Source organism: Nonomuraea sp. NPDC000554 (assembly GCF_040300065.1).
GTDB lineage: Bacteria > Actinomycetota > Actinomycetes > Streptosporangiales > Streptosporangiaceae > Nonomuraea.
On sequence record NZ_JBEPDC010000008.1, the window covers coordinates 172,039 to 195,075 of the forward strand.

Below are 23,037 nucleotides of genomic sequence, written 5' to 3' on the forward strand. Positions count from 1 at the left end.
CGTCACCCTGCACAGTCGGACGAGAAGCCGATCAGGTTCACCGCCTCCGCATCATCATCGGACGCGCATCAGGTTTCAGGAACCCATGACGCCCGGCGGCAGGCGCCGGTGCCGATCGTGGCGTCCCCGATCTCAACGGCGGTTGCGGGCGTCGCCCAGCCGGCTTTCGTCGAGGCGGATGAGCCCCCGCTGGGTGGCCGCGGCGACGGCGGCGGTGCGTGAGTCGACGCCGAGCTTGGCGTAGATGTGCACGAGGTGGGTCTTGACCGTCGTCTCGCTGAGGAACATCCGCTTGCTGATCTCGCGGTTGGACAGCCCGGCCGCGACCAGGCTGAGGACTTCCAGCTCCCGCGGGCTGAGCACGGCCGTGCGGTCACGGACCCGGCCGAGCAGGCGGAAGGCGACGCTTGGAGCCAGCGCGCTGGCCCCGCCGGCCGCCGACCGGATCGCGGCGTGCAGCTCTTCCGAGGGAGCGTCCTTGAGGAGGTAGCCGGTCGCACCGGCCTCGATCGCGGTGACGATGTCGGCGTCGGTGTCGAACGTGGTGAGCACCAGCACCTTGGGGCCGCCGAGTTCGACGATCCGCCTGGTCGCCTCGCTGCCGTGGATGCCGCTGCCCAGTTGCAGGTCCATCAGCACCACGTCGGGGCGCAGCCGCCCAGCCGCCTCGACGCCGTCCTCGCCGGTGGCGGCCTCTCCGACCAGCTCGAAGCCGGGCTCTCCCGCGAGCATCGCCCGCAGTCCGGAACGGACGACGGGGTGGTCGTCCACGAGCACGATACGGATCATGGGGCTTCCCTGACAGGCAGCGGCAAGGTGGCGGCGACGGCGGTGCCCTCGCCCGGCGCGGACTCGACGGCCAGGGAGCCGCCGAGCGCCGTCACACGTTCTCGCATGGCGCGCAGGCCGTACCCCACGGCCTGGTCCGGCCGGAACCCGCGGCCGTCGTCGTAGACGTCCAGGACCACCACGTCGTCCAGATAGGTGAGGGTCACGCCCGCGTGCCTGGCCTGCGAGTGCCGGGTGACGTTGCCCAGCGCGCCCTGGGCGATGCGCAGAAGCGCCAGTTCGTGCTCGGGCGGCAGTGGTACAGGGGTTCCGGAGATCTCGAAGCGCACCCCCGTGTCCGAGCCCGCGGTGGCGGTGTCGCCGATCCTGCGCAACGCGGCGCCCAGCGAGGACTGCTGGAGCGCGGGAGGAGCCAGGCCGCGGACGAAGTGCCGCGCCTCCTCCAGGTTCTCGCGCGCGGTCTGCTCCGCTTCCGCGATGTGCCGGGTGGCGCGCTCAGGGTGGTCGCTCAGGTTCGCGCGTACGGCGCGCAGCAGCAGGATGATGCTCGACATGCCCTGGGCCAGGGTGTCGTGGATCTCTCTGGCCAGCCGCTCTCGCTCGGCCAGGCGTGCCGACTCGCTCTCCGCGCGCAGGAGCATGTCCTGGGTGCGTACCAGGTCCTCGATCAGCTCGCGGCGCTGCTCGCTCTCGGCGTGCAGGGCCTTGTAGACCAGCGCCATCAGCGTGGCCACGATCGCGCCGATCATCGGCCCCACCACCTGCGCCGCGCTCAGGCTTCCCGAGTGCCAGGCGTCGGCTGCGACGGCCCCCGCGGTGAGCAGCGTCACCGCAGGAAGGGCCACGGCGAGCGGCAGCAGGTGCAGACAGGCGAAGAACAGCGGGAAGGCCAGCCACACGAAGCGCGGAGAGCTCAGCGCGAGCACGGCCCAGCCGGCTGTGACCACCAGTAGCCAGACCCGCCCCAACGCCAGGTGGAGCCGGCCGCCGAAGTGGGGGAGCCTGGCCTCGACCGTCAGCCCGAGCCCATACAGCAGCCCCAGCAGGAGGCCGCCCCAGGCGGCGCCCGCCCTGCCCTCCCGCAGCACGCCGGCGATCGCGATGGCCAGCAGGATCGCGAACGTGCCGTGGATCACCCATCTGAGCAGTCTGAGCGCAGGCGGGAACGGAGTGTTCATCGCTCACTAAGTGTAATGTCGGGTTTCTTCCGCCAGCATCGTTCAAAAGGTGTATTTCGGAGCGACCGAAGGAGCGACCCGCGTCGGTGCGTTCCCACGATGTGCCGGGTCACGGCGGCCGCGCATGATGACGCTCGTTCACTTTCGTTGACCCGTGACAGGGGGACGCGCCGTGTTCGTGGCGCTCAGAGATCTGCGATTCGCCAAAGGACGGTTCGCCCTCATGGGGGCGGTCGTCTTCCTCATCACCTTGCTCGTGACCATGCTGTCCGGGCTGACGGCCGGGCTGGCCAGGGAGAACGTCTCCGCGATAGAGCAGCTCCCCGCCGACCACATCATCTTCTCCGGGACCGGCAAACCGTCGTTCTCCGACAGCAGGATCGACCGGAAGACGTGGGAAGGGTGGCGGAGCGTGCCCGGCGTCACCGCCGCGCGGCTCGGGATATCCATGGGCCGTCTCACCCGCGGAGACGACGGCACGGCCGTCGCCGTCTTCGGCGTGGACGCCGGTATCCAGCAGGTGAAACCGGGGACGGTCGTCCTGTCCTCCGCCCTGGCCGCCGAGCGGGGAAGCACCGTGACGATCCTCGGACACGACTTCGTGGTCGACGGCGTCAGCGGTGAGGCCGCCTACAGCCACGCACCGGTGGCGTGGATCGGCATCGACGACTGGACCAGCCTGGCACGCCGCAGCGGTGCGGACGGCGAAGCCACGGCCCTGGCCCTGCGCACCCACGGCGAGCCCGACCTGCCGGCCGCCGACCGCCGCCTTGGCACGACCGCCGTGCCCCTGGACGACGCGCCGTCCGCGATCGGCTCGTTCACGTCCGAGAACGGGTCGCTACAGCTCATGCGCGGGTTCCTGTTCGCCATCTCCGCGCTGGTGATCGGAGCCTTCTTCACGGTGTGGACCATCCAGCGACGTGGTGAGGTCGCGGTGCTCAAGGCGTTGGGCGCCAGTACCGGCTACGTGCTGCGCGACGCCCTGGCCCAAGCCCTGCTCGTGCTCCTGCTCGGCGCGGGCATCGGCGGCGCACTGGGCACCGGCCTCGGCTTCCTGGCGCAAGACACCGTGCCCTTCGTCCTGTCCGCCACCACCACGCTGGTTCCGGTCGTGGTGATGATCCTGCTCGGCGCCGTGGGGGCGGCCCTGGCCATCCGAAAGATCACCTCAGTTGACCCGCTGACCGCCCTCGGAGCATCGCGATGACCCTCAAGCTCGCCGACGTCGTCCTGACCTACCCCGACGGTGACCGCACGCTGACCGCGCTCGACCACGTCGACCTCGCGGTCGCGCCCGGCGAGTTCACCGCGGTCGTCGGACCGTCCGGCTCCGGCAAGTCCAGTTTGCTCGCCGTGGCCGCGACGCTGATCCGTCCTGACTCGGGAACCGTCTCGGTCGCCGGTCTGGACGTGTGCGAAGCCAGTTCGGCCGCCAGAGCCCGCTTGCGGCGAGACCACATCGGGATCGTGTTCCAACACGCCAACCTGCTGGCCTCGTGCACCGCGCTGGACCAGCTCCTGCTCATGGCGGACCTGACGGGTCGCCCGGCCAGGAAGGTGAAGGCGCGGGCGGCCGAGCTACTGGCCGCGGTGGGGCTCACGGGCAAGGAGCACAAGCGGCCGCACCAGCTGTCCGGCGGCGAGCGGCAGCGGGTCAACATCGCCCGCGCCCTGATGAACGCGCCCGAGGTGCTGGTCGTCGACGAGCCCACGAGCGCCCTCGACCACCAACGCGGTGCCGAGATCGTCTCCCTGCTGGCCGAGCTCACCCGCCGGGACAACCTCGCGACCGTCATGGTCACGCACGACCTCGACACCCTGTCCCTGGTCGACTCCGTGCTGACCATGACCGACGGCAGGCTCAGGCCGCGATCGTAAGGCCGAGGATCACCAGAATCTCCCGCATCGCAGGCGGCGGCGCCGATGATCTCCATCGCGGATCTATCCAGGGTTAGGCCTCAGAATTGATCTGATACTTCACCGTTGAGCTTGGAGGTCGGCGTGGACGACAGAAACGGGCGGCCATGGAGCCAGACAGCCGTTGACCAGCCTGTTCGCCGAATATAGGCCGAGGGCGAAAGGTGTCGCGCGCTCCTTGGACTGGGGCAAGAATCCCATCGCGTCAACCCTTTAGATGTGATTCGCTGCGATGGAATTAGTTAAATAGATCTGAAATATCTTCGGCTAAGATGGGCCCGTCAGCGGATCCGACCAGAGATCGGGTAGGGGATTGAACCCACCATCATCGCTCCCTCAGCAGCCAAGTTCAGAGGGCGGCTATCGGCCCGGATACGAGATCGCCGCGGAGCGCATCCTCGAGTACATCGTCCGGGAAGAGCTCCAGCCGGGAGCTCGCCTGCCAACGGAGAAAGATCTGGCAGACGCGATACAGATGAGCAGAACGGTCGTGAGGGAGGCGGTGAAGATCCTCTCCGCGCTCAAGAGGCTGAGCGTGCAGAAGGGCAGGGGCATCTACGTGGCCGAGCCCGAAGGGGCCCTCTGGCGGGAGTCGTTCGCGCAGTTCCTTCCGGCGGATCTCGGACAGGTTGATCAGATGTTCGAGTTCCGGCGTCACATCGAGGCGGCCACATCTCGCCTCGCCGCGCAGCGGGCCGTCCCCGCACAGGTGAAGGCGCTGCGCGAAGCGGCACAACTCTCGGCGGAGGCCGCGGCACGCAACGACATCGAGGGCTTCACCCAGGCCGACGAGCTGTTCCATGGGCAGGTCGGGGCCGCCGCGTCCAACATGTTCCTGTCGGCGACCGTCGGCTCGGTGCAACGGCTCCAGCGGCAGGTCAGCATCATCGGGCTGGCGGGAGTGGCGGGCGGATCGCTGGTCGTGGCCGCCGAGCAGCATCTGGCGATCGCTCAGGCCATCGCGTCCGGTGATGAGGAGCAGGCCGTCGCGCTCATGGCCGAGCACATCGACATGACGATGCGGCAGTTTCAGCAGGAGATCCGCCACCGCCTCTTCCCCGGTGACGACGCTTGAACATTTCTCTGGAGACGAGGGGATGGATGCCTGTCGTCCCCGGTGCGCAGCGCCATGCTGATGATGGAAAGGCCGGCGTCGTCGTCGTGGGAGACTGACTGGCGCGCCGGCCCACCGTGAGCGGAAAGGAACATCATGCGCGTCTCACTTCGTCCGGGGCTGGCCTCCCGGCTGGACTACGTGGTCCCGGCGGAACGCACCGTGCCGCACCTGCTGCCCGAATCCGAGTACTTCGCCGCCCTGCCCGCGGTCCTGGCCACCGGATACCTGGTCGCCATCGTGGAATGGACCTGCATGCGAGCCCTCGACGGGCACCTGGACGACGGCGAGCAAACCCTGGGCGTGCACGTCGACCTCAGCCACCAGGCTCCGACGCCCCCGGGCAGCACTCTCACCGTCCACGCCGAACTCGGTGCCGTCGAAGGCAGACAGCTCACCTTCACCGTCCGTGCCCATGACGACGCCGCCACGGTCTGCGAAGGCGTCCACCGCCGCGCCGTCATCGACACCGAACGCTTCCACGCCCGGCTCCGCACCCGAACCACCGACTAGGACCGGCGAACGTTAGCTGTGGGCCGGTTTATGATCTTGAAGGTCCCCAGGTTCTCCTTCTGAAAGGCCTCCCGTGGCTACCCATGCCGAACTCGTCCAGGTCTTCGGCGCGGACGGCGTCATGACGCTTGACCGGGCCGATGTCGAGTCCCACGGCGTCCGTTCGGACGACGTCGAGGTGCTCTGCTCTGTCGGGGTCCCGGTCACCGCCGACATCTTCTTCACCATGAAGGTGGACGGCCCGTACGACGCCTTCACGATGTTCGGCGCCGAGACGCAGGACAGGCCGGCGCGCTTCCTGATCCTCGGCAAGGCGTGCACCGACGACCAGATCCGCTACGCCGTGGAGCTGGAGAGCGGCAACGTCTTCACCCTCGGCCTCGAAGACGGCGTGCCCAACGGCGACATCGAGACGATCAACACGACGCTCGACGCGTTCGTGGAGTTCCTCTACCGGATCGAGCTGCGCCGGACGGAGATGGCCGGGTCCTCCGCCGAGGAGGCGCGTCCGTACACCGAGAAGCTCATCGCCCAGCTGAAGGCCCGGGACGAGCGGGCCCTCGCACCCGGCACCCTGTGGGACGGGGTGTTCGAGGCGTTCCTTGAGACGGGCGTCCCGGAGGTCCGCGAGGGCAGCCGGATGGCGATCGTCGCGGCTCTGGAGGCCCACCTGCCCGACGGGCGGCCGCTGCGGTGGTCGACCGGGACCCCGATCGGCAAGGGCGTCCAGGAGCTGAGCGCCCACCGCGCGGCCGGCTACTGGCTGCTCGTCACCCACGGCTTCAGCGACCTGGACGGCGTCCTCGACACCGGAACCAGCGGCCTCGGCTTCGAGCTGACGATGCGAGTCCCTCGCGAGGACGACGACGAGATGCCGCCCGGCTGGGCCCTCCAGACGCTGTGCGACCTGGGCGAGTACGTCTACGGCGAGGGATACCCGTTCGCCGACGGGCACCGGATGGGCGTCGCCGGCTGCCTCGGCCCGCAGGGCAGCCGGCTCAACGCCCTGGCCTTCATCACCGACCCGCAACTCGGGGCGATCGACGCCCCCGACGGCCGGGTCGAGTTCATCACGGCCGTCGGGGTCACTCGCGAGGAACTCGCCGAGGCCAAGGCCATCGGCAACGACGCGGTCCTGGCTCGTCTCACCGGAGAGCACGGGGTCCCGATCACCGACATCACCCGCTGAGGACGCCCCACCTACGATCGGCTTTTACGCGACCAGGATTGTCTGGCGGAGCAGCAGGAAGCGTGCTGGAACTAACGCCTTCTGGTGATTGAGTCGGTCATGACGCCCGGATCCGAGCCACTCAGAACAGGCTGATAGGCGATTCGCTCGCGTCACACGTCCTCGAACGCCACGCGATGCCCGTTGGCGGTGTCCAAGTGTTCGCGCACCCGATGGATCAGCCCGTCCCGCCGTCGTTGCCGTTGGCCAGGACCACGACCACGTCGCCGTCGGCGTAGAACCCCCGGAAGTCCACCGTCACATCCGCGACGAATATGCGCGGGAAGCGGACGATGGCGTCCCTGCCCACCATGTGGTGCGTCGCGCCAGGGCCACGGCGGTCGCGTCCCCGGGCAAGGGGACCAGCCAGATCCGGCCATGGCCCGGACGGTCGAGCCGCATCAGACGCGGGGCTGGCCGCGCTCGCGTCGGGAGATCCGATGTCACGAGCCAACCGGCTTGACCTTATGTCTCTGTGCCCTCCTTTCTCGGGCATAGAGGCAGTGGGAGATGAGGTCGATGTCCGCGAATCCGGGGGGCAAGCGGCACGGCGAGAGCCACGGGCCGGTGCGCGCCGTGGTCGACTGGGCCACACAGCGGATGATGGCCATGGTGGGAGGGCCTGCGCGGTTCCGGGTCATTGTCCTGCTTGCGGGCGTTCTTGCGCTTGTGGCCGCCGATCAGGCGACCGTCGGGGCGGTGGGGATGGAGGTCAAGCGGAGCCTGGGCATCACGAACACCCAACTCGGGTCCCTGTCCGCCGTGTCCTCCGGGGCCGGTGCCCTGGCCGTCCTGCCTGTCGGCGTCCTGACCGACCGGACTCGGCGGGTGCGGATCCTGGCGGTGAGCATCGCCCTGTGGAGCCTGGCCATGCTGGTCGGCGGCATGGCCGAGTCGATCCAATGGCTCCTGCTCTCCCGGGTGGCACTCGGTGCCGTGACGGCCGCGTCCGGGCCGACGGTCGCCTCGCTCGTCGGCGACTTCTTCCCGACTGCCGAACGGGGCCGGATCTACGGCTTCATCCTGAGCGGCGAGATGCTCGGCGCCGGATTCGGCTTGCTGGTGTGCGGCAACCTCGCGCATCTTCTGTCATGGCGTTCCGCGTTCTGGTTCCTCGCGCTGCTCGGGGTCGTCTTCCTGGTCGTCATCGTGCGAAAGCTGCCCGAGCCCAAACGTGGCGGCCAAAGCAGGCTGCCCGCTGAAGTGGCCGACCCGACCTCGGAACAGAGCGTCGCGCCGGGTCAGGACGACGCGGCGCGTTCCGCGGTGCGGGATCGCGGCGTCGAGCCCGACCCGGCCCTGGTGCTCCGCCGCGACCCGATGCGGATGTCGATGTGGCAGGCGGCGCGGTATGTGCTGCGCATCCCCACGAATGTCGTCCTGATCATCTCCTCGGCGGTGGGATACTTCTTCTTCGCCGGTCTGCGGACCTTCACCGTCGTCTTCGTCGACCAGCAGTACGGCCTCAGCCAGGCGGCGCTGACGGGCCTGGCCCCGCTCGTCGGGCTCGGCGCCCTCTTGGGAGTGCTCAGTGGCGGACGGGTCGCCGACTGGTTCGCCCGTCGCGGACGTGTCAGCGCCCGCATGGTGGTGCCCGCCGTGGCGTACCTCACCGCCGCGGTCTTCTGCGCCCCGGCCCTGCTCACCACGTCGGTGGCGATCGCGCTGCCGTTCCTCTTCGTCTCGGCCGGCTCGCTCTCGGCGGCCAACCCCCCGCTGGACGCCGCCCGCCTCGACGTCGTCCACTTCCGGCTCTGGGGACGCGCGGAGAGTGTCCGGACGTTCCTTCGCATGGGCGCGGAGGCCGTCGCCCCCGTGACGTTCGGCCTCCTGGCCGATGTGCTCGGCTCAGGCGGGACGCGGAGCGCGCAGGGGCTGCAGTACACCTTCCTGATCATGCTGGTGCCGTTGGTGGCGAACGCGGCCATTCTCCTGCACGGCAGGCGTACCTATCCCCGTGACGTCGCCACAGCCGCCGCCTCCGAACGCATGACAGAAACAGGTCGTGGAAGGCCCCGCTAGCGACCGGTCGGGCCGGTGGGGATCAGATTCGTCCACTGGACACCCGGCGTTCCCGGCTCCGGCACGTGGCCGCGCAGGAACGTGAGCTTCGAGGCCTGATCGTTTCTCGGCTCCAAGCCCACGGCATCCACGTTCCACCCGATCAGCGATGATCTGATCGGTTGGACCCTGAACCGCCCGCCGACCAACGGTCTAGGGGCAACACCTTCCGCTTCCGGATCGGTGTCTGAGGGTGGCATGGAAATGGCACTGGGCCAGTCGTCACCGGTGCTCGGCGGTTTCTCCTGCGGAGTGACCGGCAGATCGCGGGCCGCCGCGGCGAACAGCTTGGGATCTGAGTCGTCGCCCTCAAGGACCGGACGAACGCGGCCGACCACGCCGCCACGCTCCGCACGCGCATATGTACACACCGTCCAGGGGAGGACCGGTGTGGAACCACGAAAGCAACTGTGAGCTGGGAGCGTACATGGCACTCGGGATTGTGAAGTCGTTCGACGACGCGAAGGGGTTCGGTTGGATCGCCCCGGAGGACGGGGGACCGGACCTCTTCGCTCATTTTTCCGCCATCAACGCGCAGGGCTTCAAGACCCTCAAACCAGGGCAAAGGGTGATGTTCGAGGTTGTGGAGGGCCCGAAGGGTAAGCGAGCGTCGAACATCCAGTTCTCGTCGTAACCCAGGCCGCGCGGGCATGTACGGTGCTGATACCGGCGAGTAACGGCACGCCTTCGGGTTTCCCGACGAATGATCTGCAAGAGCATGCGGATATCTGCCGTACTCGCCGCGGCCGCCGTCGTGCCGGCCGGCGGCGGCCCCGCTGCCGCCGCGACCTCGGCGATCTCGATCGCCCAGCAGGCGCGGTCACTGCCGCCGCAGCGAAACGTCCCCGACCTGGACACCTTCCTGGACGGCAAGAGAGCCGGCGACACGAAGTCGGCAACGGTCACCCGGCCACCCACCCGCCGCCGATCCCATGCCGGAAGAAGAACGTGCCCAACTCCGCTCGTGACGTCACACCCCGTAGCGTGGGTGGGGAATCGCGTCACATCGACCAAGGGAAGCCATGGAGATCCAAGACGTCACGCCCACCGCCGACCCCAGTCAGGGCCCAACCCTCGTGAGAGTGCCCGCGGCGATTGAGGCACGTGAGGCCCTTCTTGTGGCCATCGCCCAGGAGAGCCGTACTGCTGTCCACAAGCAGCCCGGGAAAGCATCTGGTGCGCTCGTCGAGCTCGCCCAGGCCTACGCGCTGCTGGCTTCCGGCTCCGTGCCGGTGACCACCGATGGCGGCAGCGTCCTGGCGCCCGCGCAGGCCAGGGCCGGTGGCGACCAGGTCGGGCTGTGCCTGGAGCTGGAGCCGTAAAGCACCTTCGGGCGGCCGGGTCTTGGGCAGGCGAACCTCGTGAGAGGAGTTGATAGATCATGATTGACGGCATCCCGCGCCGGTGGAGCCGAGGGACGTCATGATCGCCACTGAGGTGCTCGTCCTCATGGCGGCCGCCCTGCTCGGGCTCGGATTCGTGGCCCAACAGCATGCGGCCTACGCCGAACCGCTCGGCGAGGTGCTGCACGTGAGCCTGTTGCTGCATCTGGTTCGCAAGCCTGTGTGGCTCTTCGGCATCGGCGCGATGGTGGGTGGCCAGATCCTCGGCTCGCTGGCGCTGCAGGAGGCCAATGTCGCGCAGGTCACGCCGCTCCTGGCGACGAACCTCGTCTTCGCTCTCGTGCTGGCGGCCGTCCGCTACCAGGAGTTCCTGGGCCCCGCCGAGTGGCTCGGAGCGGTACTGGTCAGTGGCGGGGTGGCGGTCTTCCTGGCGTCCGGGCAGCCGCACGGTGGCGACCTGTCAGGACCCGCCGCCGTGGCCTGGATGGCGGCGGCGGGCGTGCTGGCGCTGGCGGGCGGGCTGGTCGTGCTGGCGCTTCGGACCGGCCTGAAGACGAAGGCGATGTTGCTGGCCGCGGCCGCCGGCGCGCTGTACGGGCTGCAGGACGCCCTGACGCGTGGCTCCCTGCTCACACTCGAGCATGGGCCGCGTGCTCTGTTCGGCTCGTGGTATCTGTACACGCTTCCGGTGATCGCGGTGACCGGCATCTGGCTGAACCAGAGCGCGTTCGACGCCGCCCCGCTGCGGATCTCGCTGCCGACCGCCACCGCGACAGAGCCGATCATCGGTATCGTGCTGGGAGTCGCGATCTTCAGGGAGCACCTGCGCGTGGATCCCCAGGCTCTGGTAGGCGAGGTCGTGGGCCTGGTCGCGCTCGTGGTGGGGATCGTCATCCTGGGCCGATCGCCGTTTCTGGCCAAATCCGAGCAGGGCCCTCAACAACCGGACTCGCAACGTCGGTGACACTTCTTCCCGGAAACTGTCAGCCAGTGTCCAGGGCGCTGGACCATGAGGTGTTCACCTCGCGCGGCTGGTACGGGCTCCGCCACCTTGATTGCCGGGCGGCGGCCGCCCTTGCCGCCCTTGGCCTCGGCGGCCCGTAGCCCGTCGCAGGTCAGTTCGCGCTGGAGTTCGCCGGCGACCGCGAGGGTCTGCACCATGAACTTCACCATGGACAGCAGTTCTCCGGTGCGCGGGTGGCGGGCGGTGAGGTCCAAGCAGCTCGCCGAACTTCGGCCGCTGGGGCGGGTGGAGGCGGCTGGAGGCGCCGGCCTCCTCCTCGAAAGTGACCGGGTCCTGGATCCCGGCTTCGCCCGGCGACGGTGACGGAGTCGTGTCGCCGGTCACCGGCACGGACCGAGTGCGGTGCGAAGAAGGACGGCCGACCCCGACCGGGCACCTCCGCCTCCGAGGCGGATGGCGCGAGGCCGACCGCGTCCGCCGACGTGTCGCTGCGCGTGTGGATCAAGGGCCGTCCGCACGCGGTGCTGCCGAAGTACATTGGCTTCCAGGGTCGGCCCGGCCCTGGGGCGGAGTGGCAGCTGCCGCGCGCCACCCCGGACGCTGTGAGCCGGCCTGGGCCACCGACCGGGTGGTCGTCCCAGGGGAAGTGGGGGAACATGCGATTTCTGGAGCGGGAACGCGCCACTGTGGCGAAGCTGCTGCCGGGGCTGGACGAGAGCCTGCGGGCGTTACCCCTCATGAAGCTGGAGGGCCCGGATAGCCCCGGCATCCAGCTCTTCCGCGACAGCGGCGGCCCCGGGCTGCTGGCGCCGAGCGACCAGCAGGGGCTGGGAGCCACGGCCCTGGACGCCCTGCGGGTGCAGCGCGCACTGGGCAGCAGGACACCGTCGCTGGCCGTGGCCACCACCATGCACCACTTCTCGATGGCCACCTTGATCGGTCTGGCCACCACCGAGGGTGACCTGGGGTCGATGCTTGTCGAGGGGGTGGCTGCCGGCAACCAACTCATGGCGTCCGGCTTCGCCGAAGAGCGCCCCGACGCCGGAATCCTCTCCCCCTCGATGACCGCCACGGAGGGGCCCGACGGGCCGCTGATCAACGGGGTCACGCGCCCATACAGTCTGGCCCGGTCGATGGACCTGCTCATCACCAGTGTCATGGTCTCCCGCTCGGACGGCCAGGGCGAGGAGCTGGCGGTGGCGCTGGTGCCCGCGGAAAGCGAGGGGTTGAGCGTCGGCGGGGCGGGGGCGGAGAGCGAGCAGGTCACCCTCGACGACGTACTGGTGGCGCCGGAGCTGCTGGTGCGGACCTCGGCCCTCGATGGGCAGCTGGACGTACTGCTGACCGCGGGCTTCGCCTGGTTCCAGCTGCTGATGACGGGCAGCTACCTCGGGGCCGCCAGCGCACTGGTCGAGCGGGTGCTGCTCGACAACCGAGTGCCCGAGTCCGAGCGGGTCGGGCTGCTGGTGGAGGCCGAGGGCGCGATGTCGGCCGCGGAGGGCGTCGCCCGCCGGATCGACGACGGCGGCCCTGACGAGTCGACGCTCGCCGACTCGCTGTGCGTCCGGTACTACGTGCAGGACGCCCTCTCCCGGGTAGTCCCGCGCGCGGTCGAACTGCTCGCCGACCTCGACTCCACGGCCTCCGACGAGGTCGGCTACCTCGCCACCTGCGCCAACGAGCTGACCCTGCATCCGCCGGTACGGTCCCAGATGACCGGTCCGCTGGCGGCGTACCTGGTCGACGGGCCGCTCACCATCGCCTGATCCCAGTCGCCCGACAGCGCCTTCGGCCGCGCGCTCACCGGCTGCGGGTCGTCGGCATGCGCCAGGGCCGTGAGCACCCCCCTCACCCGGCCGCGCCACGTCGATCAGGCGAGGCGCTGACGCTCACTCCTGCCCGCCGTCGTCCTCGTCCAGTTCCGGCGCGTCCGGGTCGCGCAGCGGGCGGGGCCGAGGCGGTGAAGCTGTAGCGGCCGAGCAGGTTCAGGTTGCGGTGCTTGAGCGGGGAGAGCCGGGCGATGTCCTCCTCCCGGATCTCGTGGCCCTCGGCCCGGAGCTGGGCGACGGCGGCGTCGATGTACCGGGTGCCGTGGCCGGTGGTGCGCCTGGCTGAGCAGCTCGACGTTGATCCGGCCGCGATCCGCTCGCACGGAACATCGTCGGCTGGCGGCGCAGTATCTGGGAAGCGGGCCCCGACGACGATGGAGCTGAAGGAGCTCCGCGATCGATCTGGTCCAAGAGCTTGTCCGCACTGGGCGCGCTCGAGGAAGTGGAGCGCGGTCTCCGCGAAACTGTCGTGCTGTCGGATCGCTGACGACCGGCGTCCCGGAAAATTCTTCAAAGAAATCCGGGAGGCGGTGTCGGATCGGGGCGGTGGTGTTCGTAGCAGGGGTGAGGCCGCCCGCAAGGGGGCGGCGCCAAGGCAGAGGAACCGCGATCATGAAGCTGACGACCATGACTCAGGTCACCATCGATGGAGTGATGCAGGGAAACGGCGCCGCGTCGGATGAGGACCGCAGGAACGGGTTCGAGCGCGGGGGATGGGCCCTGGGCAAGGGCGACAACGAGACCCACGCGTTTATCAACCAGACCTACCAGCGCGCCGACGCGTTCCTGCTCGGCCGGCGGACCTACGAGCTGTTCGCCGGCTCGTGGGGGTCCTGGACGGTCCAGGATGTCCCTGGCTGGGAGCCCGTCATGCGGGCGTTGAACACACGGCCCAAGTACGTGGCATCGACCACACTCGCCGATCCGGCGTGGTCGGGCACCACCGTCCTGCCCGACGACCTTGCGACCGCCATCGCGGACCTGAAGGCCAAGCCGGGGGGTGAGCTGCAGGTGCACGGCAGCGGCACCCTGACCCGGTGGCTGCTGGAGAACGATCTGGTCGACGAGATGACTCTGATCGTGGTCCCGGTGATTCTCGGCCAGGGCGCGCGGTTGTTCCCGGAGACCGGCCCGGATCTTGCGCTCGACCTGGTCGAGTCGCGCGTCGACTCGAAGGGCGTGACGATCCAGGTCTACCGGCCGGCCGGGCGCCCGCAATATGCAACGGCTTGAAGTCCCTGACCGGCGCACCACACTGTCTCGACACCACAGGAGATGATCCTCAGATGCAGTACCTGATTTCCGTGATCCACGACCAGGCCGGCCTCGCCACCCCGGACGAGGACGCTGCGATCGACGTGTTCAATGACCGGCTCCAGGTCGAGGGGCACTGGGTCTTCGCCGGCGGCCTCGCCTCGCCCGACATGGCCACCGTCATCGACAACCGGGGTGGGGAGGCGATAGTCACCGACGGGCCGTTCCTGGAGTCCAAGGAGTACCTCGCCGGCTTCTGGATCATCGAGGCAGCCGACCTCGACGTGGCGCTCAAGCTCGCCGCCGAGGGGTCGAAGGCCTGCAATCGGAGAGTCGAGGTGCGGCCGTTCCTGTGAAAAGGATCGACGTCCGTGAGGCGATCACCCAGGCGCACCATGAGGAATGGGCCCGGGTGGTCGCCTCCCTGACCAGGCGCTTCGGTGACCTCGACATCGCCGAGGAGGCGGCTGCGGAGGCGTTCGCGACCGCCGTCCAGCGGTGGCCGACCGACGGCGTGCCCCCCAACCCTGGCGCCTGGCTGACCACCACCGCCAACCGCCAGGCCATCGACCGGATCCGGCGCGAGAACAAGCGTGACGACAAGCACAGGAAGGCTCAGATGTCCTACGACGACGACCCGTCCGAGCCTCTCGGCGCCATCGACGACGAACGGCTCCGGCTGATCTTCACCTGCTGTCACCCGGCACTGGCGATGGAGACCCGCGTGGCGCTGACGCTGCGCATGGTCGCCGGCCTGACCATGCCCGAGATCGCCCGCGCCTTCCTGGTGGCCGAGAGCGCCATGGGGCAGCGGATCACCCGCGCGAAGGCCAAGATCAAGGCGGCGCGCATCCCCTATCGGGTGCCGTCCGCCGAGGATCTCCCGGCACGCGTCTCCGGCGTCCTCGCCGTCCTCTACCTCGTCTTCAACGAGGGCTACCTGGCCACCAGCGCCGACACCGATCCCCTACGGCACGAGCTGACCGCCGAGGCGATCCGGCTCACTCGCCTGATCCGTGCCCTCCTGCCGGACGACGGTGAGGTGGCCGGGCTGCTGGCGCTGATGCTCCTCATCGAGGCCCGCCGCCCCGCCCGGGTCTCGGCCGGCGGCGAACTGGTCGCTCTCGACGAGCAGGACCGTGGGGCCTGGGACGCGACGCTGATCGCCGAGGGTCACCGGCTGGTGCGCGAGCGCCTCGCCGCTGCCGCCGCCGGGGTGGCTCCGGGTCGCTACCAGATTCTCGCGGCGATCAACGCCGTGCACACCTCCGCCCGCGACATGCGCGACACCGACTGGTCGCAGGTCCTCGCCCTCTACGACCAGCTCGTCCGCCTCGACCCCTCGCCGATCATCGCCCTCAACCGGGCCATCGCGGTCGCCGAGCTCGACGGCCCGGAGGTGGCACTGGCGGCCGTCAACCGTCTTGAGGACAGGTTGGCCGGCTATCACGCCTACCACGCGACCCGCGCCGATCTGCTGCGCCGGTTGGGCCGCGGTCATGAGTCGCGCGTGGCCTACGACAAGGCCATCGACCTGACGGGCAACACCGCCGAGACCGCCTACCTGACCCGCCGCCGCGACCAACTGCGGTAGCGCCCACGGACGCATCTCGCACGGGAGGTCCGGTGGTGTTCCGTAAGGCGACCCTCACCGGAACACCGCCCGGCCCGAACAGACTTCCAGGTCGAGGTGTTCCGTATAGCTGTTCCGGTGATGGGGGGGTATCCGGAGGAGCGCGTGAACGGGACCCGCGTCGGCTACCGGACGTCACACTTTGTGCAAGATCATTCTCAGCGCCGACGGCTGTTCCTGGGTTCCTCAACCCCGAGCTCGTCCGCCAGCGCCCAGTGGGTGGTCGCCTGTCGTCCGTCCAGCAGAGCGGCGTGCGCCAGCGCGGGCAGACGCTGACCAGCCGCGTTCCGCGGGAGTGCGCGCGGCACCATGCCCGGGACGACCACGGTGTCCGCCCGGTCGATTGCGTCCAGCCCGTCGGTCGCAAGCGTGTCGTACCCGGCACCACTTCAACCGGGTTCGCCTGCTGAGAAAACCTCAGTGAGAACTTCTTCAGCCCTGAAGCCCCCGCCTGCCCAGGGTATCGGGAAATCCACCGGCCGTCGCATGTAAGCGATCGTCCCGATGTCCTATTCATGACATCGCCACTTACCTGAAATTCGGCCCTCGGAAAATACGGAGACCCAGGTCGGCGACGCATCCGCTTTTGACCGCAACCAATAACAGGACGTCGGAATCGGAGAAATACAGAATGCTCAATCCCGGCTAATTCATCCCGTCGGTCTTGTCAAGAATTGACGTCAAATTTCGGTTCATGAAACATCGGATTCCTTGCACCCACCACGGCAGGAGGAATCCGTGAGAGTAAGCCCAGCCGCCCTCACCACCAGCCGCCGCAGCAGGCGCCTCGCGGTGGCGTTCGGCGTCGCCGTGCTCGCCACGGCGCTGTCCGGCACCCAGGCGATCGCCGCGCAGAACCAGGACAAGGACCCGCGCACACAGGCCATCGAGCCGGTCGGCGCGGTGCCCGGCGGCTTCGCCACCTGGAAGGACCTGCTGACCGAGCAGCAGCGCCTGGTCAGCGCGGCCGACCGCATCTCCGCGGCGGCCCAGGAGAACGGCGTCAACGGCTACGCCGGCATCGTCGCCGCGCCGGAGAACCACGAATTACGGGTGTACTGGAAGGGCCGCACGCCCAAGTCCATCGACACCCTCATCGGGAAACTCCGCGGCGACGTCCCGATCAGCGTCATCGGGGCCCGGCACTCGGCGCGTGAGCTGGCCAACGAGGCGGCCAAGGTCAGCCGCAAGATGCTCGACAGCGGCATCACCTCGGTCGCGCCCAACGCCGACGGCTCCGGCCTGACCATCACCGGCGCGAACGCCGTGGCGACCCGCAAGGCGGTCAAGGACGTGACCGTGCCGGTCAACGTCGAGACCGGCGTCACTCCCGCGCTGGCCACCCGGTGGAACGACTCCCCGCCGTGGTATGGCGGGGCCGCCTGGCGCAACGCCACCACCGGCGGCGGCTGCTCGACCGGTTTCGCGGTGTGGCACGGCGGCGTCACCAAGATGCTCTCGGCCGGCCACTGCGGCGCGATCGGCAACACCGCCACCGACCCCACCGGTGAGGTCATCGGCACGATCACGGAGGACAGCGACCCCAACGACGTCCTGCTCATCAACGGCCGCTCGGCGGGCCGCGTCTACAACAACCAGATCGGCAACGTCAGCAACGAGTTCAGCAACCCGGTCATCGGCACCTCCAGCAGCTACGTCGGCCTGTGGGTGTGCACGTCCGGCGCCTACACGGGCACCTCGTGCAGCATCCAGGTGCAGCAGACCGGCGTCACCATCAACGTCGGCTACCTGATCTTCAACACCGTCCGCGCCGAGCAGTCCGCCCACGCGATCGCCGTCGGCCAGGGCGACAGTGGCGGCCCGGTCGAGGTCATCAACGCCAGCAACACGGCGCAGGTGTACGCGGCCGGCACCAACACCGCCATCGACACGAGCACCTCGGTGCCGTGCACCGGCTACGTCACCAGCGGCCGGACCTGCGCCTGGCGCATGTACTACGCCCCGTGGAGCAACGCGGTTTCCTCGTTCGGCGTGTCCATCGTCCTGGGCTGAGCCATAGTGAACCCCCGGCGGGCCGGTGCGACGGGCACCGGCCCGCTGGGCACATGTGCGATGTAACCGCCCACGCCGGAGGTACGTCATGGCCCCGCCTGCTCGCCGCCACCCCAGGCCCGCCACCGTCACCGCAAACCCGCCCCGCCGCCGGCGCCCGGCGCCCGCCGTCCTCACCGCGGGCGTCGTGTGCTGTCTGGTCGTGGCCGTCCTGGCAGGCTGCGGGACGGTCGGCGGCGCAGGCGGTACGGAGCCGACCCCGGCCACCGGCCCCCCGGCCTCGCCGAACTCCGGGAAGTCCCCAGGCCAGGCGGAGCTCGACAGGTCGGCGACCCGGATCGACGAGTACCTGCGCACGAACTTCCCCGACCACTACGCGGGAATCGTCGTCGACCAGCCCCGGTCCACGATCATCGTCTACCGGCGCCGGTCCGCCGAACTGGACGCCGCCCTGCCCGCGCTCGCCGGCGGCCACGTGCGGGTGGAACCGCGCGACGCCCCGCACTCCGCCATGGACTTGCGCAAGCTCGCCGACCGCGTGCAGGCCGACATCGAGTACTGGAGCACGCAGGGTGTCACGATCACCTCGGTCGCCGTCCGCCCGGACGGCACTGCCGTCGAGGTCGGCACGCGCGAGCTCGCCCGCGCCCGCACGAATCTCCCGCAACGGTACGGCGCCGCGCCCCTGGACATCATCGAGTCGAACCCGACGCTGCTCACCCCTGGCTGATGGGAACCCGGACGTCGGGGAACGGGGCGATTTCTCCCGCAGCGGCACGTCCCGCCGCCGGCGGGGGCGCGTGGCTGGACCGGTCGCTGTCCCTCGACGAAGCCGCGGAATCGCCGGGCCGGTACTCCCGCGAGCTAGCCGGGCGTCCCGTCGCGCTCGCTTCGCCGGGCGAGGCGCTGGGCTTGCCCGTTGTGCACATCGCTTACCCACTCCCAGCCAGGCTTAGCCGATGGGCCGATCCGCGGGTCGCTGGGAGCGTGGGCGTCACGCAAGGCGTGCACGTACGCCCGATCCTGGTCGATCCGTGCGTGTACCTGATCAGCTCCGCCGATGGCCCCGTGGCCGGGGACGAGGACATCGACGTCGCCCGCCACGCCCTCGAGCAGCCGCAGCGCTGCGAGGTAGTCCTCGATCGGGTCAGCGGTGCCGTTCAAGTCGAGCATCGGAGTCAAGACATCAGAGAGCATGTCGCCGGCGACGAGAACCCCGCGTTCTTCGATGAACAGCGCCGCATGGCCCGGTGCATGCGCTTGATGCTCGATGATCCGGACTTGAGGGCCATCCCAGGGAATCTGCGCCGTCTCGGCGGGCAGGGCGGTGATGAGGCCGAGCAGGTCCAGCGGTACCTGCTCGGCGATGCCCGTCTCGAGCAGGTGGGCGGTGATGCGGGCCTTCGCACCCGGGTCGGACAGCTGATCCCGGACAGTGGCCGCGCAGCGGGCCGTGCCGTAGCGAGGGGCCGCGCCGAGCTGGGCGTGCCAGAGCAGGTGATCCCAGTGCGGATGCGTCGAGAAGCCTGCCACAACGGGCTGGCTCAATTCGCGAAGGTCGTTCGCGAGGCAGGCCATTTCGTGGTCCTGCACCCCGGGGTCGATGAGCAGCACGCCGGCGCGGCCTTGCACGACAACGGCGTTGCTCTGGCAGAACTCGCTCTCGTGGATCAGCACGCCCTCCGCGACCTGCTTCAGCACGGGCGGCTCCTTCCGCTTGTGGTTTGCAACCGCTTGTCGAGACGGTAGTACCGGGCGGTGGCAGATTGCAAGCAGTATGGGCGAAGCGTATGAGCCGCGGTCGGGGTGCCCGATCAACGCCGCCATCGAGGTGTTCGGCGATCGCTGGAGCCTGATCGTCCTCCGCGACCTGAACATACGCGACGAGATCGACTCTGCGAACTCCTCCACGAGTCTCCACATGCCGCTTGAGCTGCATGGATGCGGCTTTCGGCAGGCGCGGCCCACGCAGTTATAGCCTCTCACTTTTCCTATTGACACTCACTATGTCTAGTTATAGCCTCTAGCAATAGCAATTGGTTGTAACTAGACCGACTGGATCGGTCGGTGAACAGAGGAGAAGGATCATGTTCGGTACTCGCTCGACCACCTCGCGAACCCCTCGTCGCCGGACCAGCGCGCGTGCTGCCGCGCTCACGGTCCCGCTGGCTGTCGCCGGCGTCCTCGGCATCACCGCCGCGCCCGCCCAGGCCGCCACCCCCGATCACGGCACCGGCCCGGCCTCGCTGACCTGCCAAGGCAGAGGTGTCGACCCGGCCGCCAAGGCCCGCTACCGGGCCGAGATCTTCATCCAAGCACCGCTGCGCACGATCTGGCGCCTGCAGACCGACGTGGAAGGCTGGCCCTCCTGGCAGAAACCCGTCGCTCCCATGACCGTGAAGCGTCTGGACCCCGGCCCGCTGCGCAAGCTCTCACAGTTCCAGGCGACCATCCACCTACCCCCCAACCCCCCAGCCCCGCCCGGCACGGTGGTCATCACCTCCACCGTCCAGCAACTCCAGTACGGCAAGTGCATCCGCTGGACCGGACCCGCCGACGGCGCCGGATTCCATATCGACGGCACCCACGTCTGGAACTTCATCAAAGTCCCCGGCGGCGTCCTCGTCCGCACCGAAGAAAGCCACACCGGCCCCCAGGCCGACCCCAACTCGGACATGGGACTCGAAACCTGGCTCAGCGACCTCAAAACCGCCGCCGAAGCCAACCCCCGCGACTGACCGGACAACAACTGACCTAGACCCATCGGCTCAGCTCCGGACACGTCTATCCCGGCCTGGGCCCAGACCTGCCCCAGGACTGTCCGATGCGGCGATACACCAAGAAGAGCACCGACCTCCAACGGGACGGAGGGGGAGGTAATGCAGCAACAGCCCATCTCGACGAGCGCGCCGTCGATGTGAAGGGAAGAGCGTGCCGGCTAACGGTGGTCGCGACCCTCATGACAGAGACAGGGACTCGGACGAGGTGGAGGAACGACTCGCATCGTGGACAACCGTCGCGTCGAAACGCGGGCGTTGCGCCGACGCTCGTAGGCGCCGATCGCCGCGTGCTGCCGGGCGGGGCGACCTCAAGGCGGCAGACGAGAGCTTCACGGCCATCGACGATCCTGTTCGGCGCCCAGGATCGGCAGCGTGGTGCCTAGCCGGAAACACTGATCCGGCCGTCCTCGAGGTGGCCCATGATGCGGCGGTGAAAGGACGGGTCCTCGGCCACGGTCAGCCGCAGGTCGTACCAGCCTGACGTGGCGTCCCAGCAGAGGACTGTCCGTCCTCCGGGCGCGACCGCCGCGTTCTGCCGGCCGGCGCCGTACTCAAGCGCTTCGAGCGTGAACGACAACCAGGCAGGGCCCGGGTTGGCGATCGTCACCGTGAGCCGGTGCCCGTCACCGCGGGAGGACACCGCCACTGCGGCGGCCGCGCCCGCGTCCGACCCGGCGAATTCGCGCCGGAACCCGTTCGGGCCGGTGAGAACCAGCCGGTAGGCGCCGCTCTTGACGGGGACGGTGAGGGTCTGCGTGCCGAGCACGTCGTACTGACGCGGGAATTCGAACTCCCCGGCGTATGGGTAGAGGGCGAAATGGCTGCCCCGCTCCCCGACATCGGTCATGGTGAGGATCAGCCCGTCTCCTGCCAGGACGGCGGACGCCTCCGGCCGGTACGGCAGCGGCCGGGCCGGCCGGGTGCCGGGCTCCTGTGTGGCGAGCCGTCCCGCTGCGGGCGGTGTGGCAGGCCAGCGCACCCGGAACGGTGGCACGACTACCCCTGCACCGGCCTGCGGGCGGTCGGGTCCGACCGCCCCGGCATTCGCCCCCGTGGTGGGCGCGGGCGGGGTGAAGTCGAAGGCCGAGGTGAGGTCGCCGGCGACGCGGCGGCGCCACGGGGTGATGTTGGGCTCCGCGACGCCGAGCCAGCGTTCCACGAAACGGATCGTGGACGTGTGGTCGAACACCTCCGAGCAGACGTGCCCGCCGGCCGTCCACGGCGACACGATCGTCATCGGCACCCGGTAGCCGAGCCCGATCGGCAGCCCGTCGATGAACTCATCCTCGGTGCCCTCCGGCGGCAGCGGCGGCGGCACATGGTCGTAGAAGCCGTCGTTCTCGTCGAAGGTGAGGAAGAGCGCGGTCCGCTCCCACACCGAGGGGTGTGAGGCGAGCGCGTCCAGGATGTCGTAGACGAGGTCGGCGCTGTGGGCCGGGCTGGACGGGTCCGGATGCTCGGAGTACGCCTCCGGCGCGACGATGTAGGAGACCTGTGGAAGCCGTCCCCCGGCCACGTCCGCGCGGAACGACGCGGCGAGCCGTCCCGGCTCGACCCTGGACAGCCCTCGCTCGTAGGCGTCGAGGTCGGCGGGGGACAGCTCCGCCACCCCCCTCAGCAACGCCGCGAGCATCTCCTCCCGCCCGGCCACGGGGAGCCTGGCGAGCGAGGCGTAGAAGGAGTGCAGGCTCCGGTGGGGTGTGTGCGCCAGCGCCCTGCGCGCGACCTTCTTGAAGGAGACGAAGTAGTCGAGCGAGTTGCACTGGTAGTTGTCCCACTCCTGGTAGACCCGCCAGGTACGGCCCGCCGCCGTCAGCCTCTCCGGGTAGGACGTGTGGGTGTAACCGGGGTGTGTGTCCTCCTCGCAGGCGTCGTTGCCGGTGGTGCGCCGCCCTGACGGCTCGACCCCCGCGGTCCCGGACCAGTGGTAGAGCCGGTTGGGGTTCGTCGGCCCGAACATGGAGCAGTGGTAGGCGTCGCACAGGGTGAAGGCGTCGGCCAGCTCGAACTGGAACGGCAGGTCGCGGCGGTCGAAGTGGACCATCGCGCCGGGCCCCTTGGCCGCGATCCAGCCGTCGTGCCAGCCGCCGCCCCGGGTCCGCTGCCCCGTGTCCCACTCGTGGTCGACGCCCTCCACGTACTGGAGGTCACCCTCGGTCAGGTCCCGGCCGCCGGCCCCGGCGCGCACCGGGTAGGGCAGCACTCCGGACTGGTCGAACACCGTCCGGCCGTCCGGCAGCGTGATGGCGTTGCGGTCGCCGAACCCGCGCACTCCACGCAGTGTCCCGAAATAGTGGTCGAAGGAGCGGTTCTCCTGCATGAAGAACACGACGTGCTGGAGGGAGCCGAGCCCGCCGGGCGGTGCCGGCCGAGCCAGCACCGCCCGCAGGGAGGGGGGAAGAGCGGACAAGGGACTGC

At 69.3% G+C, this 23,037-nt stretch carries 24 protein-coding genes; 17 read left to right on the forward strand and 7 right to left on the reverse strand.

Translation table 11 applies throughout. The annotated features are described in order from the left end of the window. Positions 1–132: 132 nt before the first annotated feature. Positions 133–789, reverse strand: a complete 657-nt coding sequence (locus ABT294_RS17970) for a response regulator (RefSeq protein WP_350806904.1) — start codon at positions 787–789, stop codon at positions 133–135. Beyond that, positions 786–1,967 (reverse strand): sensor histidine kinase, encoded by a 1,182-nt coding sequence (locus tag ABT294_RS17975; RefSeq protein WP_350806906.1) that lies wholly within the window; start codon positions 1,965–1,967, stop codon positions 786–788. The genes ABT294_RS17970 and ABT294_RS17975 overlap by 4 nt, the downstream gene beginning before the upstream one ends. Positions 1,968–2,121: 154 nt before the next feature. Here ABT294_RS17975 and ABT294_RS17980 point away from each other — a divergent pair, with 154 nt between their 5' ends. The 5 genes from ABT294_RS17980 (at position 2,122) to ABT294_RS18000 (ending at position 6,703) form a co-directional block, all read left to right on the forward strand. Beyond that, positions 2,122–3,177, forward strand: a complete 1,056-nt coding sequence (locus tag ABT294_RS17980; RefSeq protein WP_350806907.1) for an ABC transporter permease — start codon at positions 2,122–2,124, stop codon at positions 3,175–3,177. Then, the gene (locus ABT294_RS17985; protein WP_350806908.1) at positions 3,174–3,848 is read left to right on the forward strand and encodes an ABC transporter ATP-binding protein; all 675 of its coding nucleotides are present in this window, start codon (positions 3,174–3,176) and stop codon (positions 3,846–3,848) included. Before ABT294_RS17980 ends, ABT294_RS17985 begins: the two co-directional genes overlap by 4 nt. Positions 3,849–4,200: 352 nt before the next feature. Beyond that, the gene (locus ABT294_RS17990) at positions 4,201–4,962 is read left to right on the forward strand and encodes a FadR/GntR family transcriptional regulator (RefSeq protein WP_350806909.1); all 762 of its coding nucleotides are present in this window, start codon (positions 4,201–4,203) and stop codon (positions 4,960–4,962) included. A gap of 135 nt (positions 4,963–5,097) precedes the next feature. Next, positions 5,098–5,514: a thioesterase family protein gene (locus tag ABT294_RS17995; protein ID WP_350806911.1), complete on the forward strand. Its 417-nt coding sequence runs from the start codon at positions 5,098–5,100 to the stop codon at positions 5,512–5,514. Between the two features lie 73 nt (positions 5,515–5,587). After that, entirely contained in the window at positions 5,588–6,703 is a 1,116-nt protein-coding gene (locus ABT294_RS18000) for a suppressor of fused domain protein (protein WP_350806912.1), read from the forward strand. A 217-nt stretch (positions 6,704–6,920) separates the two neighbouring features. On the opposite strand, the gene ABT294_RS18005 is transcribed toward ABT294_RS18000, so the two are convergent. Then, positions 6,921–7,055, reverse strand: a complete 135-nt coding sequence (locus tag ABT294_RS18005) for a hypothetical protein (RefSeq protein ID WP_350806913.1) — start codon at positions 7,053–7,055, stop codon at positions 6,921–6,923. 206 nt (positions 7,056–7,261) lie between these two features. Here ABT294_RS18005 and ABT294_RS18010 point away from each other — a divergent pair, with 206 nt between their 5' ends. Beyond that, positions 7,262–8,764 carry an MFS transporter gene (locus ABT294_RS18010; RefSeq protein ID WP_350806914.1) on the forward strand — a complete coding sequence of 501 codons (1,503 nt, stop codon included), beginning with the start codon at positions 7,262–7,264 and terminating at the stop codon, positions 8,762–8,764. On the opposite strand, the gene ABT294_RS18015 is transcribed toward ABT294_RS18010, so the two are convergent. Further along, positions 8,761–9,141 carry a hypothetical protein gene (locus tag ABT294_RS18015; protein WP_350806915.1) on the reverse strand — a complete coding sequence of 127 codons (381 nt, stop codon included), beginning with the start codon at positions 9,139–9,141 and terminating at the stop codon, positions 8,761–8,763. The two genes, ABT294_RS18010 and ABT294_RS18015, sit on opposite strands and share 4 nt — an antisense overlap. An 89-nt stretch (positions 9,142–9,230) precedes the next feature. Here ABT294_RS18015 and ABT294_RS18020 point away from each other — a divergent pair, with 89 nt between their 5' ends. The 5 genes from ABT294_RS18020 to ABT294_RS18040 all read left to right on the forward strand — a co-directional run bounded on the left by ABT294_RS18020 (position 9,231) and on the right by ABT294_RS18040 (position 12,876). Beyond that, positions 9,231–9,437 (forward strand): cold-shock protein, encoded by a 207-nt coding sequence (locus ABT294_RS18020; protein WP_350806916.1) that lies wholly within the window; start codon positions 9,231–9,233, stop codon positions 9,435–9,437. Positions 9,438–9,885: 448 nt separating this feature from the next. Then, positions 9,886–10,125 (forward strand): hypothetical protein, encoded by a 240-nt coding sequence (locus ABT294_RS18025; RefSeq protein WP_350806917.1) that lies wholly within the window; start codon positions 9,886–9,888, stop codon positions 10,123–10,125. A 100-nt stretch (positions 10,126–10,225) separates the two neighbouring features. After that, the gene (locus ABT294_RS18030; RefSeq protein WP_350806918.1) at positions 10,226–11,110 is read left to right on the forward strand and encodes a DMT family transporter; all 885 of its coding nucleotides are present in this window, start codon (positions 10,226–10,228) and stop codon (positions 11,108–11,110) included. A gap of 195 nt (positions 11,111–11,305) precedes the next feature. After that, positions 11,306–11,473, forward strand: coding sequence for a hypothetical protein (locus ABT294_RS18035; RefSeq protein WP_350806919.1), 168 nt, complete (start codon positions 11,306–11,308; stop codon positions 11,471–11,473). A 293-nt stretch (positions 11,474–11,766) separates the two neighbouring features. Beyond that, positions 11,767–12,876, forward strand: coding sequence for an acyl-CoA dehydrogenase family protein (locus ABT294_RS18040; RefSeq protein ID WP_350806921.1), 1,110 nt, complete (start codon positions 11,767–11,769; stop codon positions 12,874–12,876). An 82-nt stretch (positions 12,877–12,958) separates the two neighbouring features. Here the strand turns inward: ABT294_RS18040 and ABT294_RS18045 are convergent, their stop codons facing one another. Then, positions 12,959–13,519 (reverse strand): Tn3 family transposase, encoded by a 561-nt coding sequence (locus ABT294_RS18045; RefSeq protein WP_350806922.1) that lies wholly within the window; start codon positions 13,517–13,519, stop codon positions 12,959–12,961. 32 nt (positions 13,520–13,551) lie between these two features. On the opposite strand from ABT294_RS18045, the gene ABT294_RS18050 reads away from it, so the two are divergent. The 5 genes from ABT294_RS18050 (at position 13,552) to ABT294_RS18070 (ending at position 18,569) form a co-directional block, all read left to right on the forward strand. Beyond that, the gene (locus tag ABT294_RS18050) at positions 13,552–14,172 is read left to right on the forward strand and encodes a dihydrofolate reductase family protein (RefSeq protein WP_350806924.1); all 621 of its coding nucleotides are present in this window, start codon (positions 13,552–13,554) and stop codon (positions 14,170–14,172) included. A 53-nt stretch (positions 14,173–14,225) separates the two neighbouring features. After that, a complete protein-coding gene (locus ABT294_RS18055; protein WP_350806925.1) occupies positions 14,226–14,549 on the forward strand; it encodes a YciI family protein in 324 nt (107 codons plus the stop codon). Further along, positions 14,546–15,787: an RNA polymerase sigma factor gene (locus ABT294_RS18060; protein ID WP_350806927.1), complete on the forward strand. Its 1,242-nt coding sequence runs from the start codon at positions 14,546–14,548 to the stop codon at positions 15,785–15,787. Before ABT294_RS18055 ends, ABT294_RS18060 begins: the two co-directional genes overlap by 4 nt. A gap of 777 nt (positions 15,788–16,564) precedes the next feature. Continuing rightward, positions 16,565–17,839 carry a chymotrypsin family serine protease gene (locus ABT294_RS18065; RefSeq protein WP_350806928.1) on the forward strand — a complete coding sequence of 425 codons (1,275 nt, stop codon included), beginning with the start codon at positions 16,565–16,567 and terminating at the stop codon, positions 17,837–17,839. Positions 17,840–17,927: 88 nt separating this feature from the next. Then, the gene (locus tag ABT294_RS18070) at positions 17,928–18,569 is read left to right on the forward strand and encodes a hypothetical protein (RefSeq protein ID WP_350806930.1); all 642 of its coding nucleotides are present in this window, start codon (positions 17,928–17,930) and stop codon (positions 18,567–18,569) included. A 134-nt stretch (positions 18,570–18,703) separates the two neighbouring features. Here the strand turns inward: ABT294_RS18070 and ABT294_RS18075 are convergent, their stop codons facing one another. Next, complete coding sequence (locus tag ABT294_RS18075; RefSeq protein WP_350806932.1) at positions 18,704–19,540, reverse strand: MBL fold metallo-hydrolase; 837 nt, start codon at positions 19,538–19,540, stop codon at positions 18,704–18,706. A gap of 386 nt (positions 19,541–19,926) precedes the next feature. On the opposite strand from ABT294_RS18075, the gene ABT294_RS18080 reads away from it, so the two are divergent. Continuing rightward, on the forward strand, positions 19,927–20,577 hold the full coding sequence (locus ABT294_RS18080) for an SRPBCC family protein (protein ID WP_350806934.1): 651 nt from the start codon (positions 19,927–19,929) through the stop codon (positions 20,575–20,577). A gap of 421 nt (positions 20,578–20,998) precedes the next feature. Here ABT294_RS18080 and ABT294_RS18085 read toward each other — a convergent pair whose 3' ends face one another. Next, on the reverse strand, positions 20,999–23,029 hold the full coding sequence (locus tag ABT294_RS18085) for a phosphocholine-specific phospholipase C (protein ID WP_350806935.1): 2,031 nt from the start codon (positions 23,027–23,029) through the stop codon (positions 20,999–21,001). Positions 23,030–23,037 lie beyond the last annotated feature (8 nt).

Bases quoted from the DNA above. Each gene is read 5' to 3' on its own strand.
- ABT294_RS17970 (WP_350806904.1), bottom strand. From the start codon at position 789: ATGATCCGTATCGTGCTCGTGGACGACCACCCCGTCGTCCGTTCCGGA.
- ABT294_RS17975 (WP_350806906.1), bottom strand. From the start codon at position 1,967: ATGAACACTCCGTTCCCGCCTGCGCTCAGACTGCTCAGATGGGTGATC.
- ABT294_RS17985 (WP_350806908.1), top strand. From the start codon at position 3,174: ATGACCCTCAAGCTCGCCGACGTCGTCCTGACCTACCCCGACGGTGAC.
- ABT294_RS17995 (WP_350806911.1), top strand. From the start codon at position 5,098: ATGCGCGTCTCACTTCGTCCGGGGCTGGCCTCCCGGCTGGACTACGTG.
- ABT294_RS18005 (WP_350806913.1), bottom strand. From the start codon at position 7,055: ATGGTGGGCAGGGACGCCATCGTCCGCTTCCCGCGCATATTCGTCGCG.
- ABT294_RS18010 (WP_350806914.1), top strand. From the start codon at position 7,262: ATGTCCGCGAATCCGGGGGGCAAGCGGCACGGCGAGAGCCACGGGCCG.
- ABT294_RS18020 (WP_350806916.1), top strand. From the start codon at position 9,231: ATGGCACTCGGGATTGTGAAGTCGTTCGACGACGCGAAGGGGTTCGGT.
- ABT294_RS18030 (WP_350806918.1), top strand. From the start codon at position 10,226: ATGATCGCCACTGAGGTGCTCGTCCTCATGGCGGCCGCCCTGCTCGGG.
- ABT294_RS18035 (WP_350806919.1), top strand. From the start codon at position 11,306: ATGAACTTCACCATGGACAGCAGTTCTCCGGTGCGCGGGTGGCGGGCG.
- ABT294_RS18040 (WP_350806921.1), top strand. From the start codon at position 11,767: ATGCGATTTCTGGAGCGGGAACGCGCCACTGTGGCGAAGCTGCTGCCG.
- ABT294_RS18050 (WP_350806924.1), top strand. From the start codon at position 13,552: ATGAAGCTGACGACCATGACTCAGGTCACCATCGATGGAGTGATGCAG.
- ABT294_RS18055 (WP_350806925.1), top strand. From the start codon at position 14,226: ATGCAGTACCTGATTTCCGTGATCCACGACCAGGCCGGCCTCGCCACC.
- ABT294_RS18070 (WP_350806930.1), top strand. From the start codon at position 17,928: ATGGCCCCGCCTGCTCGCCGCCACCCCAGGCCCGCCACCGTCACCGCA.
- ABT294_RS18080 (WP_350806934.1), top strand. From the start codon at position 19,927: ATGTTCGGTACTCGCTCGACCACCTCGCGAACCCCTCGTCGCCGGACC.